The organism is Empedobacter brevis NBRC 14943 = ATCC 43319 (genome assembly GCF_000382425.1).
GTDB classification, from domain to species: domain Bacteria; phylum Bacteroidota; class Bacteroidia; order Flavobacteriales; family Weeksellaceae; genus Empedobacter; species Empedobacter brevis.
The window spans coordinates 385,094-402,326 of sequence record NZ_KB908292.1 but is presented as its reverse complement, the minus strand read 5'-3'; the positions used below and the strand labels follow the sequence as shown (position 1 = coordinate 402,326).

At 33.5% G+C, this 17,233-nt stretch carries 11 protein-coding genes; 8 read left to right on the top strand and 3 right to left on the bottom strand.

All coding sequences use genetic code 11. The features are described 5' to 3' along the window. Positions 1–43: 43 nt before the first annotated feature. On the bottom strand, positions 44–1,630 hold the full coding sequence (aceB, locus tag H277_RS0105115; protein WP_019974510.1) for a malate synthase A: 1,587 nt from the start codon (positions 1,628–1,630) through the stop codon (positions 44–46). A 119-nt stretch (positions 1,631–1,749) separates the two neighbouring features. Between aceB and H277_RS0105110 the strand changes: the two genes are divergently transcribed. Continuing rightward, entirely contained in the window at positions 1,750–3,237 is a 1,488-nt protein-coding gene (locus H277_RS0105110; RefSeq protein WP_019974509.1) for a helix-turn-helix domain-containing protein, read from the top strand. 58 nt (positions 3,238–3,295) lie between these two features. On the opposite strand, the gene H277_RS0105105 is transcribed toward H277_RS0105110, so the two are convergent. Both H277_RS0105105 and tsaD read right to left on the bottom strand, forming a co-directional pair. After that, positions 3,296–4,003, bottom strand: a complete 708-nt coding sequence (locus tag H277_RS0105105; RefSeq protein WP_019974508.1) for an RsmE family RNA methyltransferase — start codon at positions 4,001–4,003, stop codon at positions 3,296–3,298. Next, positions 4,003–5,022 carry a tRNA (adenosine(37)-N6)-threonylcarbamoyltransferase complex transferase subunit TsaD gene (tsaD, locus tag H277_RS0105100; protein ID WP_019974507.1) on the bottom strand — a complete coding sequence of 340 codons (1,020 nt, stop codon included), beginning with the start codon at positions 5,020–5,022 and terminating at the stop codon, positions 4,003–4,005. The genes H277_RS0105105 and tsaD overlap by 1 nt, the downstream gene beginning before the upstream one ends. Positions 5,023–5,085: 63 nt before the next feature. Between tsaD and H277_RS0105095 the strand changes: the two genes are divergently transcribed. From H277_RS0105095 to H277_RS0105065, 7 genes are all read left to right on the top strand, one after another. Beyond that, positions 5,086–9,681, top strand: a complete 4,596-nt coding sequence (locus H277_RS0105095) for a translocation/assembly module TamB domain-containing protein (RefSeq protein WP_146810457.1) — start codon at positions 5,086–5,088, stop codon at positions 9,679–9,681. A gap of 212 nt (positions 9,682–9,893) precedes the next feature. Beyond that, a complete protein-coding gene (locus tag H277_RS0105090; protein WP_019974505.1) occupies positions 9,894–10,364 on the top strand; it encodes an Lrp/AsnC family transcriptional regulator in 471 nt (156 codons plus the stop codon). A 32-nt stretch (positions 10,365–10,396) separates the two neighbouring features. Then, complete coding sequence (locus H277_RS0105085) at positions 10,397–11,098, top strand: NUDIX hydrolase (protein WP_019974504.1); 702 nt, start codon at positions 10,397–10,399, stop codon at positions 11,096–11,098. A 9-nt stretch (positions 11,099–11,107) separates the two neighbouring features. Then, positions 11,108–11,590: a hypothetical protein gene (locus tag H277_RS0105080; RefSeq protein WP_019974503.1), complete on the top strand. Its 483-nt coding sequence runs from the start codon at positions 11,108–11,110 to the stop codon at positions 11,588–11,590. 206 nt (positions 11,591–11,796) lie between these two features. After that, a complete protein-coding gene (locus tag H277_RS0105075) occupies positions 11,797–13,212 on the top strand; it encodes an L-serine ammonia-lyase (RefSeq protein ID WP_019974502.1) in 1,416 nt (471 codons plus the stop codon). Positions 13,213–13,476: 264 nt separating this feature from the next. Next, positions 13,477–15,354 (top strand): DEAD/DEAH box helicase, encoded by a 1,878-nt coding sequence (locus H277_RS0105070; RefSeq protein ID WP_019974501.1) that lies wholly within the window; start codon positions 13,477–13,479, stop codon positions 15,352–15,354. Positions 15,355–15,471: 117 nt separating this feature from the next. Beyond that, positions 15,472–17,169 (top strand): AMP-binding protein, encoded by a 1,698-nt coding sequence (locus tag H277_RS0105065; protein ID WP_019974500.1) that lies wholly within the window; start codon positions 15,472–15,474, stop codon positions 17,167–17,169. Positions 17,170–17,233: the final 64 nt, after the last annotated feature.

Here is a 17,233-nt window from a genome sequence, read left to right as displayed (position 1 = left end):
GTTTTGTTTATGTGTGTGTTGTGTGTTTCCTGTGTTATAGGGGTTAATCAATATACTTATAGGCTTCTAATGTTAAAAATTCTGTAAATTTGTGAGCTAAAACTAACTCGTCAAAGATTTTGACTGCTTCATCAAATCTTCCGTTTTGATAGCTTTTCTCACCAACGAATTGTTTTATTTTTTGAACCTCTTCAGCTCTTAATTTTTTATATTTATCACTATTGAATTCAGCTCCATCCTCTAAAATGATACGTTGATTCAACCATTGCCAAAGTTGTGTACGCGAAATTTCTGCAGTTGCAGCATCTTCCATCAAATTGTATAATGCAGCAGCTCCTTTACCGGATAACCAACTTTCGATGTATAGAATTCCAACATTAATATTTTCTCTGATTCCATTTTCGGTCACTGTTCCTTTCGGAAGTTCTAATAAGGCTTCGGCAGTTGTCAGAACATCTTCGCGTTTGTTATCAATTTGATTTGCTTGAGGCATAAATTCATCAAAAATATCTTTTGCTACTTTTACCAAAGCAGGATGTGCAACCCAAGTTCCATCGTGTCCGTTTTTTACTTCACGCAATTTGTCATTTTTTACTTTATCGAAAGCAACTTGATTCGCCTGCTCATTATTCTTAATCGGAATTTGAGCTGCCATCCCTCCAATTGCATGGATATTTCTTTTGTGACAACGCTGAATGACTAATTGAGAGTAAGCCGCCATAAAAGGAGAAGTCATTGTTACCTGTGAACGATCCGGAACAATAAAATTCGGATGTTTCTTAAATTTTTTGATGTAAGAAAATATATAATCCCAACGACCGCAGTTTAAACCTGCAATGTGGTTTTTTAATTCATAAATAATTTCATCCAGTTGAAAAGAAGCTGTAATTGTTTCGATTAAAACAGTCGCTTTAATTGTTGCTTGCGGTAAACCTATATAGTTTTGTGCAAACACAAAAACATCGTTCCACCAACGGGCTTCTAAATGATGTTCTAATTTAGGAAGATAGAAATAAGGCCCACTTTGCTTGGAAAGTAACGTGTGTGCATTATGGAAAAAATATAAACCAAAGTCAAATAGTGAGCCTGATATTTCTTGTTTTTCTATTATGATATGTTTTTCATTCAAATGTAAACCTCTCGGTCTTACAATTAAGACTGCAGTTTCTTCATTTAATTTGTATGTTTTACCATTTTTTTCAAATGAAATTGTCCCGTTTACTGCATCTCTTAAATTTTGTTGTCCTTGAAGATTGTTATTCCATGTAGGAGAATTGCTATCTTCAAAATCGGCCATAAATGTTTTAGCACCAGAATTTAATGCGTTTATTACCATTTTTCGATCAACCGGACCTGTAATTTCAACACGTCTGTCTTTCAAATCATCAGGAATAGAATCGGCTGTCCAATCACTATTTCTGATGTCTTTTGTTTCCGACAAAAAGGTTGGGAAATTTCCCAAATCAAAAAAGATTTGTCTTTCTTGCCGGTTTGCCAAAAGTTCCAAACGTCTTTCATTGAAATTCTTGTGTAAGGCAGTTAAAAATTTCACTGCTTCTTTTGTCAGGATATCCGGATAACTATCCAGTTTATTCTGCGATAATTTTAATTCACTCGTAATAGTATCCATTTTTTTGTGTTTTTGTTGTAATTTTGGTTTTGGTTATTCGAGCGGAATTTTACTTCCAGCGAACGTTCGCTAAATTATAAAAATTCGTTTACATTTACCAAATATTTTTTGAAAAAATTATGCAAGAAGAATACATTAAATTAATTTTTGGATTAAAATTGAAGCAGGTTAGAAATTCTAAAGACTTGTCATTGTTTAAGTTATCTAAGTTGACAGGGCTTTCTAAATCATACTTGAATGAAATCGAAAAAGGTAAAAAATACCCAAAAACTGATAAAATTGTAGCACTTGCAGAAGCATTGGAAATTCCTTACGATGAGATAGTTTCGTTGAAATTGGATAAAAATTTGGCACCGATTGCAGAAATTTTACAATCAAATCTATTGCAGGAAATTCCGTTAGAATTATTTGGAATTGAAGAAAGAGATTTAATCGAAATTATTTCTAATGCTCCGATGAAAGTTAATGCTTTCATTTCTACTCTGATTGAAATTGGTAATAATTATAACCTTACACGCGAAAGTTTTTTCTTGGCTTCATTGCGTTCTTTTCAAGAGGCAAATGATAATTATTTTCCTGAAATAGAGGGGGCAGCGAAGAGTTTTTTAAAAGAATATTTAGTGGATTCAGACGGTTTTGTTTCGAATGAAGCAATGGAAGAAATTTTAAAAGAAGAATACAATTATTTAATCATTTATGAAGATTTCAGTAAGTTAGGAGCAAAGGACTTGGCTAAGTTACGTTCAATTTATATCAAAGAAAAAAAACTACTTTATATCAACTCGATTTCTGATAATGATCAAAAACGTTTCATTCTGGCGAAAGAATTAGGATATAATTACCTTGAACTGAAGGAACGTTTATATACTTTTTCATGGGCGAGTTTTGAAAACTTTGATCAGTTGCTGAATAATTTTTATGCTTCCTATTTTGCGGGAGCATTGTTGTTACCGGAAGATAAATTGCTGAAAGATATGCAGGATTTGTTTGCAGTGGAACAGCATGATTTATCCAAGTTTCAAGAAATTTTAGGAAAATATACTGAATCACCGGAAACGGTTTATCAGCGCATGACAAATTTGTTGCCAAAACATTTCAATATTCGGGATTTATTTTTCTTAAGATTATCAACGAAAGTTGGGTCAAATTCTTTTAAATTGACAAAAGAATTGCACCTGAATCAACAACAATCTCCTCAGGCAAATGAGACAGATGAGCATTATTGCCGCCGCTGGGTTTCGTTGAATGTGTTGAAAGAACTAGAAAAGCATCAGGGAGATTATCACGAGATTTCAGCTCAGATTTCATTGTATCCATTCAATAATAATCAGAAATATTATGTTATCTCTTCTGCAACGAAAGATCCGTTTAACCCGAATTATTTGCGCAGTGTAACGATAGGTGTATTGTATAAATCGGCTCAGCGTAAAATAAAATTTATGAATGACCCCTCAATTCCTGTAAAAGAAGTGGCAGTTACTTGTGAAAATTGCGGAATGAAAGATTGCAATGAAAGAGCAGTGGAACCAATTCGTTTTGAGAAAGATATTCGTAACAAACGTTTAAATGTTACCATCAATGATTTTATAAAAGAACAAAGTAATTAAACAAAAAAAACTTCAATCCAAAAACAAGGTTGAAGTTTTTTTATCGTGTAAACTATGATTATTTTAAACCCCAATCTACTGCAAAAACAGCTTGTAAAGCAGCAGTTTCTGTACGGAAACGTTGGTGACCAAGACTGATTCCGGTAAAATTATGTTCTTCAGCAGAAATAATTTCCTCTCTCGAAAAATCTCCTTCCGGACCAATTAAAAGCAATATTTTCTGAGGATTATTTTCTAAAACGGTTCTCAATGGTGTACGTTCAATATCCGATTCGCAATGAGCGATGCATTTGACGAAACCCTCAAAATCTGATTTAATAAAATCATTGAATTTAGTTAAATCATTTACTTTAGGTAAATAAGCTTTTAGCGATTGTTTGGTTGCAGCTTGAATGATTTTTTCGATTCGTTCAACTTTAATATTTTTTCGTTCCGAATGAAAGGTTTGTAAAAAGGTAATTTCATCAATGCCAATTTCTGTCGCTTTTTCTAAGAAAAACTCTAATCTTTCCATTGTTTTGGTAGGTGCAATAGCAACATGAAGATAATAGTTTTTCTTTTCGAAATCCGTTTTTAATTCAATGATTTTTCCTTCTACAACTTTTTTCGAAATAGATGTAATTTCTACTTTTGCTAAGTTTCCTTTTCCATCTGTTACATGAACCAGATCACCTTCATTTCCTCGCAGAACTTTTGCGAAATGGTGGCTTTCTTCTTCGTTTAAAACAGCAATATCTTGGTGTATTTTTCCAAAAAATAATTTCATTAGATGTGATATTTTGCTACTGATTTAGCGGTGTTTTCTGTAAATATTTCTTGATCAAATTTTAAACTTCCAACCATTGCGATCATGGCGGCGTTGTCAGTAGTGTAAGCAAACTTTGGAATGAAGGTTTTCCAATCAAATTCAGTTTCACCATCTTTTAAACGTTGACGTATTTCAGAGTTTGCAGAAACACCACCGGCAATTGCAATTTGTTTAATTCCCGTTGTGTCAGAAGCTTTTTTTACTTTTTCCATCAGAATATCAACAATTGAACGCTGGATTGAAGCACACAAATCGTCAATGTTTTCTTCGATAAAATCAGGATTTGCTTTTACTTCTTTTTGGATAAAGTATAAAATTGACGTTTTGAAACCACTGAAACTAAAATTTAAACCCTCAATTTTTGGTTTGGCAAATTTGAATTTTAAAGGATTTCCTACTTTTGATTTTTGATCAATAATAGGTCCTGCAGGATAAGGTAAATTTAAAATTTTACCCGCTTTATCAAATGCTTCTCCGGCAGCATCATCAATCGTTTCACCTAAAATTTCCATGTCAAAATAATTATTGATTTTGACAATTTGCGTATGCCCGCCACTCACTGTCAAACATAAAAACGGGAAAGTCGGTTTTTCATCATTGGCATCTTCAATAAAGTTGGCCAAAATATGGGCTTGCATGTGATTGACTTCAATCAATGGAATGTTCAGTGATTGGCTGAACGATTTTGCAAAACTTCCGCCAACCAGAAGCGATCCCATTAATCCGGGACCACGTGTATAAGCAATTGCTTTAAGTTCTTCTTTGGTAATATCTGCCTGTTTAAGGGCCTGATCTACGACGGGAACAATATTTTGTTGATGTGCTCTCGAAGCTAATTCCGGTACTACGCCACCATATATTTCGTGAATTTTTTGACTTGCCACAACATTAGAAATAATTCTGTTTCCATCAATTATCGCAGCGCCTGTATCATCACAAGAAGATTCTATGGCTAAAATGTAGTTTTTATCGCTCATAATTCCTTGTAGAATAAAATTTATAACTTATTTTTACCCTGCAAATATCGTAAATTTAAACCATTGAAAATAGTCAGACGAATAGGAAGATTTTTATTGTCGTTGATTATACTTGTTCTAACCTTAGTTTTAACAGTAGCAATCGCCATACAAATCCCTGCGGTACAGACAAAAATAGCCCATTTTGCTTTAGAGAAATTAAATCAATCATTGAATACGCAGATTTTTGTAGATTCGGTGGATATTGATTTTTTTGGGCGAATATATTTCCATGGCGTGAAAATAAAAGACGACCATAAATATGATTTTATGAAGTCAAAAACCATGGAAACAACCATTAATCTTTGGACTCTTCTACCTGGAATCAAAAAAGATCATATTGATTTGAATGAAGTAAAATTGATTCAGCCCGAAATTCGTGTAATAACATATAAAGGTGATTCTGTTTCAAACTTTATCAAATTTGTAAATGGTTTTAGTTCGGATAAACCAAAAGACCCGAAAAAGATTTTTAAGCTTGATGGAAATTTTATTTTAGCAGACGGAAAAGTTTCAATTGTCAATAGAAATTCTGGAAACGTTTGGTTAGATTCGAAGCAACTGAATATGACAGTCAAAAACTTTCGTTTAGTCGATTCAGATATTACGGCAGATCTGGAGAATTTTTGTTTTACAGCGGTCAAAAATAAAGAAATTTATAACGTTCAGAATTTTACAGGGAAAGTTCATTATTCGAAAAAGGAAATCCGAATAGGAAATTTAAATTTACGGACAGATACCTCTGTACTTAACGGAAATTTATTGCTGAGCTATGAGGAGCCTTCTGATATGTCTGATTTTGCAGATAAAGTTCGTTGGGATGTTTTTTTTGACCGGGGTTCTAAAATAAATTTTAAAGAAATCCGATATTTTACAGAACAATTTGATAAGAACTCATCGGTTGATGTGTATGGAAAAGTAGACGGAACGTTGAATAATTTAACTTTCTCTGATTTTGAGCTGAAAGGTGGTGACAATTATGTAGGTGCCTCTCGTTTACAACTTCAAGATGTATTGCATGGATCTTCGCTGAGGTTTTCGACCAGAAATGCAAAAGTTACTACTTCTTATCAAAGCATTACAAAATTACTTCCAACATTTATTTCCAAAAAGATTCCGGATATATTGACGCGTTTTGGAAATTTGAATTACCGAGGAGATATTTCGCTTAATCCGAATGAAATTAATGCAAACGGATATGCTGTTTCTGGATTGGGGGATGCAGATTTGAATGCACAAATAAGAAATTATAAAGATGTAAAATCATTAATTTATAAAGGAACATTAGATGCCAAAAATTTAAATCTTCGTCAATTAACAAATGCGAAAGATTTGGGCTATGTAAGCGGTAAGTTTAGATTTGATGGACGAGGAACAGATCTGAAAAATATCAATTTAGATGTGGACGGAACACTTCGTTATATGGATTTGATGGGAAAACGTTATCAAAATATTACAGTTGATGGTTTGGTTAAAAATTATCAGTTTAATGGTTTATTTGATATCAAAGACCCCAATTTAAATGCACAGCTGAATGGAAAAATTAACTTCAGCGGAAAACCTTACGATTTTGATTTTACCTCGAATATCCGACAGGTTAATTTAGATTTTATCGGTTTAACAAAAAACTTAAATGCAGTTGTTCGCGGGAATGTTACAGGGAATTTTAAGCTGACGAATATAAATGATTTAAGCGGAAATATTGATGTGAAAAATCTTTATTTCCGCTCTAAAAAAGATACATTGGAATTGGCTCATGTTATTTTGAATTCAGAAATTAACGGCTCTCATAAAATCATGACATTAGATGTTCCTGAATATATGCGTGCGACTGTTGATGGGAAATTTAATATTGCAGAAGTTGCAGATGTGATGAATAATTCTCTTGTTGATTTGGTACCATCTTTCCGTCTTAAAAAAGTTTCTCCGAACCAGGCTTTTTCTTTTGATGTCTATGTACAGGAAAACTTGCTGAAATATATTGATCCATCAATTGTGATAGAACCGGATACACATATTAAAGGTTATATTGACGGAACAGAGAACCAACTGGAAGCGACCTTAAATACACCTGGGATAAAATATGCAGGAATTCAATTGTTTCAATCGAATGTGAACTTGAATACAATTGCTGAACTACCAACTTTAAATGCAAAAATTGATAGTTTGAAAGTGAGTGGAGTAACGATCAATGCAATTAATGTTAATTCGGTTCCGAAAAACGATACGATGATTGTGAAGACGGATTTTAATATCGGTAGAAAAAGTCCAATCTTATTCAATTTAAATCTTTTCCATACGGTACAAAATAAAAACGATTTAATTTTCGGATTTTCGCCTTCGACTATTCAAATCGATTCGACACAATGGACAATTAATCACTTGAATGATGCAAATTCAAATCGTATTCTTTTTAATCGAATCAATAAATCGTTAAAAGTAGAGGATTTGTCATTAGAATCGGAGGCACAATATTTAAAAGTGAGTGGATTGTTTAACAACAACATTGATTACAATTTTAATGCTGATTTTAAAGATTTACATCTCCAAAAAATTATTCCTAAAACATTTTTGAATAATTTAAAAATTGTCGGTGTAGCAAATGGAAAAGTAGATGTTGTACGAACAAAAGAAAAGTTAGAACCTACGCTTGAAGCAAAAATTGATAGCTTAGGCTTGAATGATTTTGAACTTGGTAATCTAACCTTACAAGGTGGTTATGATGTAGCCGAAAAAACATTCAATTTTGGACTTAGTTTACAAAAAGAACAAATTGAATCGTTGATGGCGAGAGGAAATATCATCAATAAACCAACCGGACCTGAGCTTGATGTTTTAGCTAATTTTGACGAATTTCATGTAGATTTCTTAGAAGGGTTCTTGAAATCGGTTTTCTCTAATATGCGTGGTACATTATCAGGGGATTTAAAAATTGATGGACCTGTCGATTTACCAAATCTTAATGGAAACATGATTGCAAAAGATCTTGGTCTGAAAGTAAATTTCTTGGGAACAGACTATTTGTTTGAAGGAGAAAATGAATTATTAGTTTCGAAGCAAGGAGCCGGACAGGGGATTATTATGTTAAATGATGTTGCCTTTAAAGAAACAGCGTACAATACAAAAGGAAAAGTTGATGGGGCGATTCTTTTTAAAAGCTTAAGTAAATGGGGTCTCAATTTAGATTTTGATACAGATAATTTATTGGTGATGAATACATCTATAAAAGACAATGAGCTTTTTTATGGGAAGGTATTTGCAAAAGGAAATGTGACCATGTTTGGTGCGGTCGAGGAGCTAGAGATTGCCGGTGATGCAACTGTTGTGGGAAATTCTGAATTAACCATTAATACAGGTAGTACAACGATAGAATCTGAAAATAATTTGGTTCGTTTTGTTCCTCATCAACATATCGAAGACAAAGAAAAGAATAACGAACATCGCACGCCGAAAGGAATGTCGATAGATGTGAATATTAATGCCTACCCTAATTCAATGGTCAATCTAATTTTTGATGCAGCCACAAATGACAAAGCAACTGCTCGCGGTACAGCAGAAAATCTTCGATTCTTAATGAATAAAGCAGGATTAAGTATTACAGGTGTATATAATATAGAAAGTGGAACTTATGAATTCAGACAGTTTCCTTTGATCCCGAAAGATTTTAAAATTAAGAAAGGATCTTCGGTTCAGTTTGCAGGAAATCCGCTTGATGCGACACTTAATATCACTGCGGAATACGAACGCTCAGTTTCGAATGTGGGAGATTATTTAGGAGTTGGACGTTCTCAGATTCATGATGCTCTCTTATCAATTAATATTTCTGAAACGCTGAAAAAACCAATTATTGATTTTGGTTTAACAATTCCAAATGCAGGATCTGATATTAATTCGCAGTTGCAATCAAAATTCCGCTCCAATACAGAAGAACAGATGCTTCAATTTAGTTATATCTTATTAACAGGAAAATTTGGAGATGCTTCTGCGGTTCAGTCCGGAGTGACAAGTACAGCTGCTGATATCGGTCTGTCTACTATTGCAGGTATGTTGTCGTCTATAGCGAACAATGTAGACATACAAATGGAGTATGTAGGAGGGAGCGCGCAGTCTGATACAAATGATAAAATTAGAACATCAGTTTCCTATCGTGTAAACAATAGGTTGAGTTTAAGAGGTTCCTATGGAATAGCTGTAACAAATAATCGAAATGTTCAGGAGAATTTTGATGGAAATTTTGACATCACATACGATATTTCTAAGTTGAATAATGGCGGTTTATTATTAAGAGCATTTACCAAACCAACAACTTTTGGTTTATTGCCGGGAATGGAAAATAACTTGAATCAAAGTTTTGGAGTAGGAATTCAGTACAACAAGAATTTTGATACATTCAGAGGTTTCCTTGGGTTGGATGATAACAAAAAGAAATCCAAAACGAAAACTGTAGAAGAAAGACAGGAGAAATTTGACTCAATAGTAGTTCCTAAATTACAGAAAGCTGAAGAAAGAAAAATAGATTCAGTTCGTCAAAATACTAAAGATTCTATAAAAGTTACTTATCAAAAAACGTCACCTCCCAAAGTTCAGCAGAAACGTCGCGGGTTAGTTAAAATTAAATAAAAAAAAATGAGTTTATTGTGGTTAGACAATAAACTCGCGCAAACAAACAAAAGTGATTAGTTCTTTCTTTTTTGAACTATTATTGTAACAAAAGTAAAAGATTAAATAAATCATTAAAAAATATTTTGAAGTTTGTTTGTTTTATTTATAATTTTGCTAAAAATTAATTCGATTTTTTATTAAAACAATAATAATAATCAAAAATTAGGAAAATGAATTACATAATTGATGATGTTGATAAGAAAATTTTGATGTATTTGATTGACAATACAAGAATGCCATTTACAGAAATAGCGAAGAAAATGAATGTTTCTGCTGGTACGATTCACGTACGTGTCAAGAAATTAGAGGAGGCTGGAATCATCAAAGGAACTACACTAATTACAGATTATGATAAAATGGGTTATCAATTTGTAGCTTATGTAGGTTTATTGCTTACAAAAACAAACAAAACTCAAAAAGTCATAGACGAATTATATAAAATTCCTAATGTAACAGTTGTTCATGTTGTTTCCGGAAAATATAATATCTTCTGTAAAATTCGCGCAAGAGACACTTCTGATGCGAAAGAAGTTATCTACAAAATTGATCAGATTGATGATGTTTTGAGAACAGAATCTATGATTTCGTTAGAAGAATCTTTTAATGATAAAAATAGATTGATGCACTCGATCTTTCATTAAGAAAAGTTCAACTTTTTAAATCATCCCACAAAATGACAGACGAAGAAAAGGAAAAGTTTTTTCAGGTCGCTCTATGTTCAAGTCTCGTACTTTTCGGGTTTGATGGAGAAGATCTTAAAATATTAGTTTATAAAAAACTAAACGATCCTTTTAGAGGAGCTTTGGTTTTACCAGGTAAATATATCGCACCAACCGTAAGCAATGATCAGGCAATTCATGAATTGCTTATCGAAAAAATTGCGTACGATGAGCACCAAACTTATATAGAACAGTTGAAAGCTTTTACAAAAGTTTTCCGTAATCCATTAGGACGAGTTGTAAATGTTGCCTACTATGCATTGGTGAAGTTAACACCTCAAATAGAAGAAAAAGTAAAAGCGCAAGGAGGGGAATGGTATCCTTACGATCGTGTTCCCGATTTAGCTTTTGATCATAATGAGATTGTAAAATATGCAAAAGAGCGCGTGAAACGCCGTGTCAAGCGCCGTCCGGTAGGATTTAACTTATTAGGAGATGAGTTTACCATTGCACAATTACAAAGTTTATATGAAAAAGCGTTGAACAGAGAATTGGATAAACGTAACTTTAGAAAGAAAATTTTTAATTCAAATTTGATTATTGAAACAGGTAATACAACAGATCCTAAACAACATCGTAAAGTATCTAAATTGTATCGTTTTGATGAAGAAAAATATGAAAAATTGAGTTTAAAAGGTTATGATTTTTTATTTTAAAATGAAGCTATGACAGATCAAAAATTAGATACCAATCAAGAACGTGATGATATTTTTGACACAAAAGTCTTGATGACTGATCAGACAAAAAATAAAGATTTGAAACACGAAGGAAATAAAAAGTCTTTCTTATTCAAGTCAATGATCTTTATAATGGTTTTCTTGGTTTTAAGTATTCTTTATCGTGGATATCAGTTATTGGTGACAAATGATTATTTGTTCAGACAGATGCTAAATGAAGATGCTCCGAAAATGCCAGAATGGTACCCAATTGTTACAATTGTTTTAGGAATAATTGCTTTAGCAGGAATTTTCTTAGTGAATGCATACAAAAGAATAGGGGTGTACATGGTTGTTGTTTCATTATTTGCATCAGCAGTGATACAACCTGAATTTATGGCTGATGGAACGCTGTTTACGATGTTCTCATTATTTGTGTTTATAGGTTACGGTTTAGCAATTATTTATCCGTATTGGTATAAATTCAAGTAAGTAAAATATAATAATATATATAATAAGAGGTTGCATGATTATGTTGCCTCTTTTTTATTTTGAATTATTTTTATTAAAATTTTCAATATGAATGTTTTAAGCTCTATAATTGTTTGAATTGATAAAAATTATCCAAAAATAAAGTGAATATGTGAATTAACGGTTATATTTGTCTTGTGTGGAAAAATGTAAATTAAAAGTGCAAAATGGATTGTATTTCAGTATTTGATATGCTCAAAATTGGCGTTGGCCCTTCAAGTTCTCATACTTTAGGCCCATGGCGTGCTGCAGAAGCTTTTCTGAAAGAATTAGAGGCTGCATCTATTTTTGATAAAATTACGCAAGTTCGTGTAGATTTATACGGGTCTTTATCTTTAACAGGAAAAGGGCACGCTACAGATTATGCTGTAATGTTAGGATTAAGTGGTGCCGATCCTGAGTATATTCCTATTGATGATATCTCAACTACTATCAATGCGATAAATAATGAGAAAAAATTAAATTTTGGAAATAAATTTTTAATTGAATTTAATCCTAAAACAGATATCGTTTTCAACAGAGAATTTTTAGATTTTCATGCAAACGGAATGATGTTTACAGCTTTCTATGGTAACGAAAAGTTTACTTCAACATTTTATTCAATCGGAGGAGGATTCATTACAAAAGAAGGTGATGATACTATAAATGCAGATGTAACATGTGCATTTCCTCACTTATTTAATACCTCAACAGAATTATTAGAATTTTGTAACAAAGAAAATAAGTCGATTTCTGAAATTATGTTCGAGAATGAAAAAACACTTCGAACTGAAGATGAAATTCACCACGAATTAATGCGTGTTTGGAATACCATGTTAGAATGTATGTACATTGGCTGTCATACAGAAGGTATATTACCAGGAGGGTTAAATGTAAAACGACGTGCATATGATATGCATAAAAATTTGGTAGGAACAACACCATATTCTAATCCAAATGAATGGATAACATCTATTCGAAAAACCAAGGTATATTTTCGACAGATTTTAAAATGGGTAAGTTGTTTTGCTCTGGCTGTAAATGAAGTCAATGCTTCTTTAGGTAGAGTTGTAACAGCTCCAACAAATGGAAGCGCAGGTGTAATTCCAGCTGTTTTGATGTACTATTTGGTTATCGAAAATCATAAAGCTGGACAAAAAGAAATTGAACAATTCTTAACGACAGCCGGAGTAATTGGTTCTATCTTTAAGAAAGGAGCAACTATTTCAGCTGCAATGGGAGGTTGTCAAGCAGAAATTGGCGTATCATCTGCAATGGCTGCGGCAGCTTTATGTGAATTAATGGGCGGAACTCCTGCTCAGGTAACAATAGCTGCAGAAATTGCAATGGAACATCATTTGGGGCTAACGTGTGATCCAATTGGAGGGTTAGTTCAAATTCCATGTATTGAGCGCAATACAATGGGAGCAATTAAAGCAATTAACGCTGCGGAATTAGCATTGGACACAGATCCTTTGAATGCAAAAGTTCCATTGGATAAAGTTGTCAATACCATGTGGGAAACGGCAAAAGATATGAATAATAAATACAAAGAAACTTCAGAAGGAGGTCTGGCAGTTGCAGTAAATATAGCAGATTGTTAGTAATGTGCTTACATTCAGTAAAATAAATAATTGTGCGTGTTTTGTAAGGATTATGAAAGTGTGTTGTGTGTTTCAAAAATAATCCTTACATTTGCACAGCCTTTTAGAGTTAAGGTACGGATGTTAAAGAATATTCATTTAGGGATTTTTTAGGCTGCTCAGCCATTTAATTTTATTCTTTCATATCTGTTGGTTAAATAATTTAAAAATAAAACCGTGATATGAAACATAAATGAATTTCATTATCTCGGTGTCGTATCTAACATGATTACATTCAAAGAATTAGGACTTCAAGATGATATCCTAACTGCAATTGAGAAGATGGGATTCGTTAGTCCATCTCCAATCCAAGAAAAAGCTATTCCTCAAATCCTTTCATCAGATCAAGATGTTATTGCATTGGCGCAAACAGGTACTGGAAAAACAGCAGCATTCGGGCTTCCAATCTTAAACAATTTAGCAACAGATTCAAAATCGGTTCAGGCAATTATCTTATGCCCGACACGTGAGTTATGTTTACAAATTGCAAAAGAATTAGAATCTTTTTCAGCAGATATGCGCGGAGTGCGTGTACAAGCAGTTTACGGTGGAGCTGACATTGTAAAACAAATTAGAGGATTAAAAGATAATCCGCAAATCGTTGTAGGAACACCAGGTCGTACAATGGATTTAATAAAACGTAATGCATTAAAAATTAATGACATTACTTGGACAGTTTTAGATGAAGCTGATGAGATGTTGAACATGGGATTCCGTGACGAAATCGATTCAATTTTAGAAACTACTCCAGAAGAAAAACAAACATTATTATTCTCAGCAACGATGCCTTCAGAGGTTCGTCGTATCGCTTCAGAATATATGCACAATCCGGTAGAGATTGCTGTAAGTAAAGTAAATACTGCATCTAAAAATATCGAGCACCACGTTTATTTAGTACGTTCTTCTGATCGTTACTTAGCTTTAAAACGTTTAGCCGATTATTACCCAAATATTTATGGTATTGTTTTCTGTAGAACTCGTCGCGAAGCGAAAGATGTAGCAGATAAATTAATGCAAGATGGTTATAATGCAGATGCATTGCACGGAGATTTATCTCAATCTCAACGTGACCATGTGATGGATAAATTCCGTAACCAAAACATTCAAATCTTAGTTGCGACTGATGTTGCTGCTCGTGGTATTGATGTTAACGAATTAACACACGTAATCAACTTTAACTTACCAGATGATCCGGAAGTTTATGTTCACCGTTCTGGTCGTACAGGTCGTGCAGGGAACAAAGGAATTTCTATTATCATTTCTGGTGGTCGTGAGGCTCGTAAAATTAGAGATTTAGAAAAATTAATTGCATCTAAAATTGAACCTAAAAATGTTCCGACAGGAGCTGAGATTTGTGAGAAACGTTTAATTTCTTTAATCGAGAAAATCGAAAATATTGAAGTTGATGAAGAATTAATCGAACCATACATGGAAACGGTTAACGAAAAATTAGCAAATATTGATCGTGATACATTGTTAAAACGATTCTTAACGGTGGAGTTTAATTCTTTCTTAGAATATTACAAAAATACAAAAGATATTACTGCTGAAGGTGACCGCGGTGATAGAGGAGATCGTTCTTCTAATCGTCGTGGTGGTCGTGATTTCTCAAGATTCTTTATTAACATTGGTCAAAAACACAACTTACGTGTTCCAAATTTAATTGGATTGATTAACGAGCAAACACGTAACCGCAACATCGAAATCGGAAAAATTGAAATTTTACGTAATTTCTCTTTCTTCGAAGTGGATACACAATTCGAATCATTGGTATTAGAATCTTTCAAAGATGCGCAACGTGATGGAGTAGATTTAGATGTTCAAATTTCTAAACCGGAACCAAGACGTGGTGATGGAGACCGTCGTGGAGGAGATCGCCGTCGTAGCGGTGGTGATTCTCGTGGACGTGGTTACAACAGCCGTCGTGATAATGACCGTGAAAGAAGCGGAGGTTACAGAGGTGGAGACCGTGATCGTGACAGAGGTGGTTACCGTGGAGGTGATCGTGACCGCGATAGCCGTGATAGTAGAGGAGGAGATCGTGGTGGATACCGCGGTGGAGACCGTAACAGAACGGGAAACTCTAGAAGAGGTAGAGATTAATGTATTCTCAATAATTAGATATAAGAAAGGATGGTTTAATAAAACCATCCTTTTTTTATTCTTAAAAGGGATGTTTGAATAAATAATTTTTCTATATTTATTCAAAACCACAAATAAATGACAGTACAAGAATTGTTTAACTCTATTCGATCATCGATCGAAGAAGAAGATTATGCACAATTAAAAGAAATTAAAATTTTTAAACCGGAAAAATTTAATTGGGTAAGAGATGTTTTTGAACCTTATAATGTTGCTCAACTAGGAGAGCAGAAGGGTTTGATTTGGAAGTATAATGATCAACGAGAAGATTATACATTTCAAGATTTATCGAATAAATACAATCAATTTTTAAATTATTTACGAGGTAAAGGAATTAAAGAAGGAGACAAAATGTTTTCCCAAGTTCCGTTATTACCAATTACCTGGATTGGTTACTTAGCAGCGATCAAAGGAGGGTTGGTTATTATTCCGGCGGCAACAACTTTAGGAGTGCGTGATTTAGCCTTTCGATTCGAATCTTCTTTTCCAGAAGTTGTTTTGGCGGATCTGGAGAATGCGTCAAAAATTGATGAAGCAGAAGCAAAGTTTGATAGAAAGATTAAAATCAAATTAATTACAGAAGGAGAACGGGAAGGTTGGACAAACCTCAATGAATTATGGAATGAGTCGTCAGAAGCAAAGGCTGCTGATACAAAACCAGATGATGACTTGTTTTATTTTTTTACCTCCGGAACTACAGGGATGCCTAAAGTTGTTGTGCATACACATTATACTTATCCGCTTGGTGGTTTTACCACTTCTTCGTGGGTTGGAATGAAGCAGGGAGATTTGCATTATAATATTTCGCAACCGGGTTGGGCAAAGTTTTTTTGGAGTAGTTTTTTTGCTCCCTGGAATATGGGTGCAACCATCTTGGGTTATCATGCAGATAAATTTGATTCAAAAGAACAATTACAAACAATCCAGGATTTAGGTGTAACAACTTTTTGTGCACCGCCAACAGCATTACGTGTATTGATTTTAGAAGATTTAAAAAATTATCATTTCAAGCTTCGACAATGTGTTGCTGCCGGAGAGCCTCTTAATCCTGAAATTATTGATGTCTGGAAAGAAGGAACAGGAGTTATTATTCGTGATGGTTATGGTCAATCTGAATCGACAGCTATGATAGTTAATTTACCAAATATGAAAATAAAATATGGTTCGATGGGGAAATCGACTTTTTTATATGATATTGTCATTGCTGATGATAATGGTAAAGTTGTACAAGAAGGAGAAGAAGGAAATATCTGTGTTGTTTACGATGAAGAAACAATCAATGGGATTTTCAAAACTTATTTGATTCAGAAAGATAAGATGTCAAAAGTTTTTAAACATGGTTTATATTATACTGGAGACAAGGCTTATAAGGATGAAGACGGTTATATCTGGTTTGTCGGACGTGATGATGATGTCATAAAAGCATCTGATTTTAGAGTTGGGCCATTTGAAGTTGAAAGTGCTTTGTTAGAGCATGAAGCAATAATGGAAGCAGCTGTTGTAGCTAGCCCTCATCAATTACGAAGTAATGCGATAAAAGCTTTCGTTATTTTGGCTCCCGGATACGAGGCTTCTGAAAGATTAGCAAAAGATATTTTTAGATACACGGAAGCACATTTGGCGCGTTATAAAATTCCTCGAATCGTACAGTTTGTAGAATCATTGCCAAAAACAATTTCAGGTAAAATTCGTCGTGTAGAATTGCGTCATCAGGAAGCAAAGGATAAACAAGATAAAATTAAAATATTAAACGAATATTTCCATGAGAAATATTAATCGAGCTTAAGATTAACACATAAAAAAAGCCTTACATGATGTAAGGCTTTTTTATGAAAATATT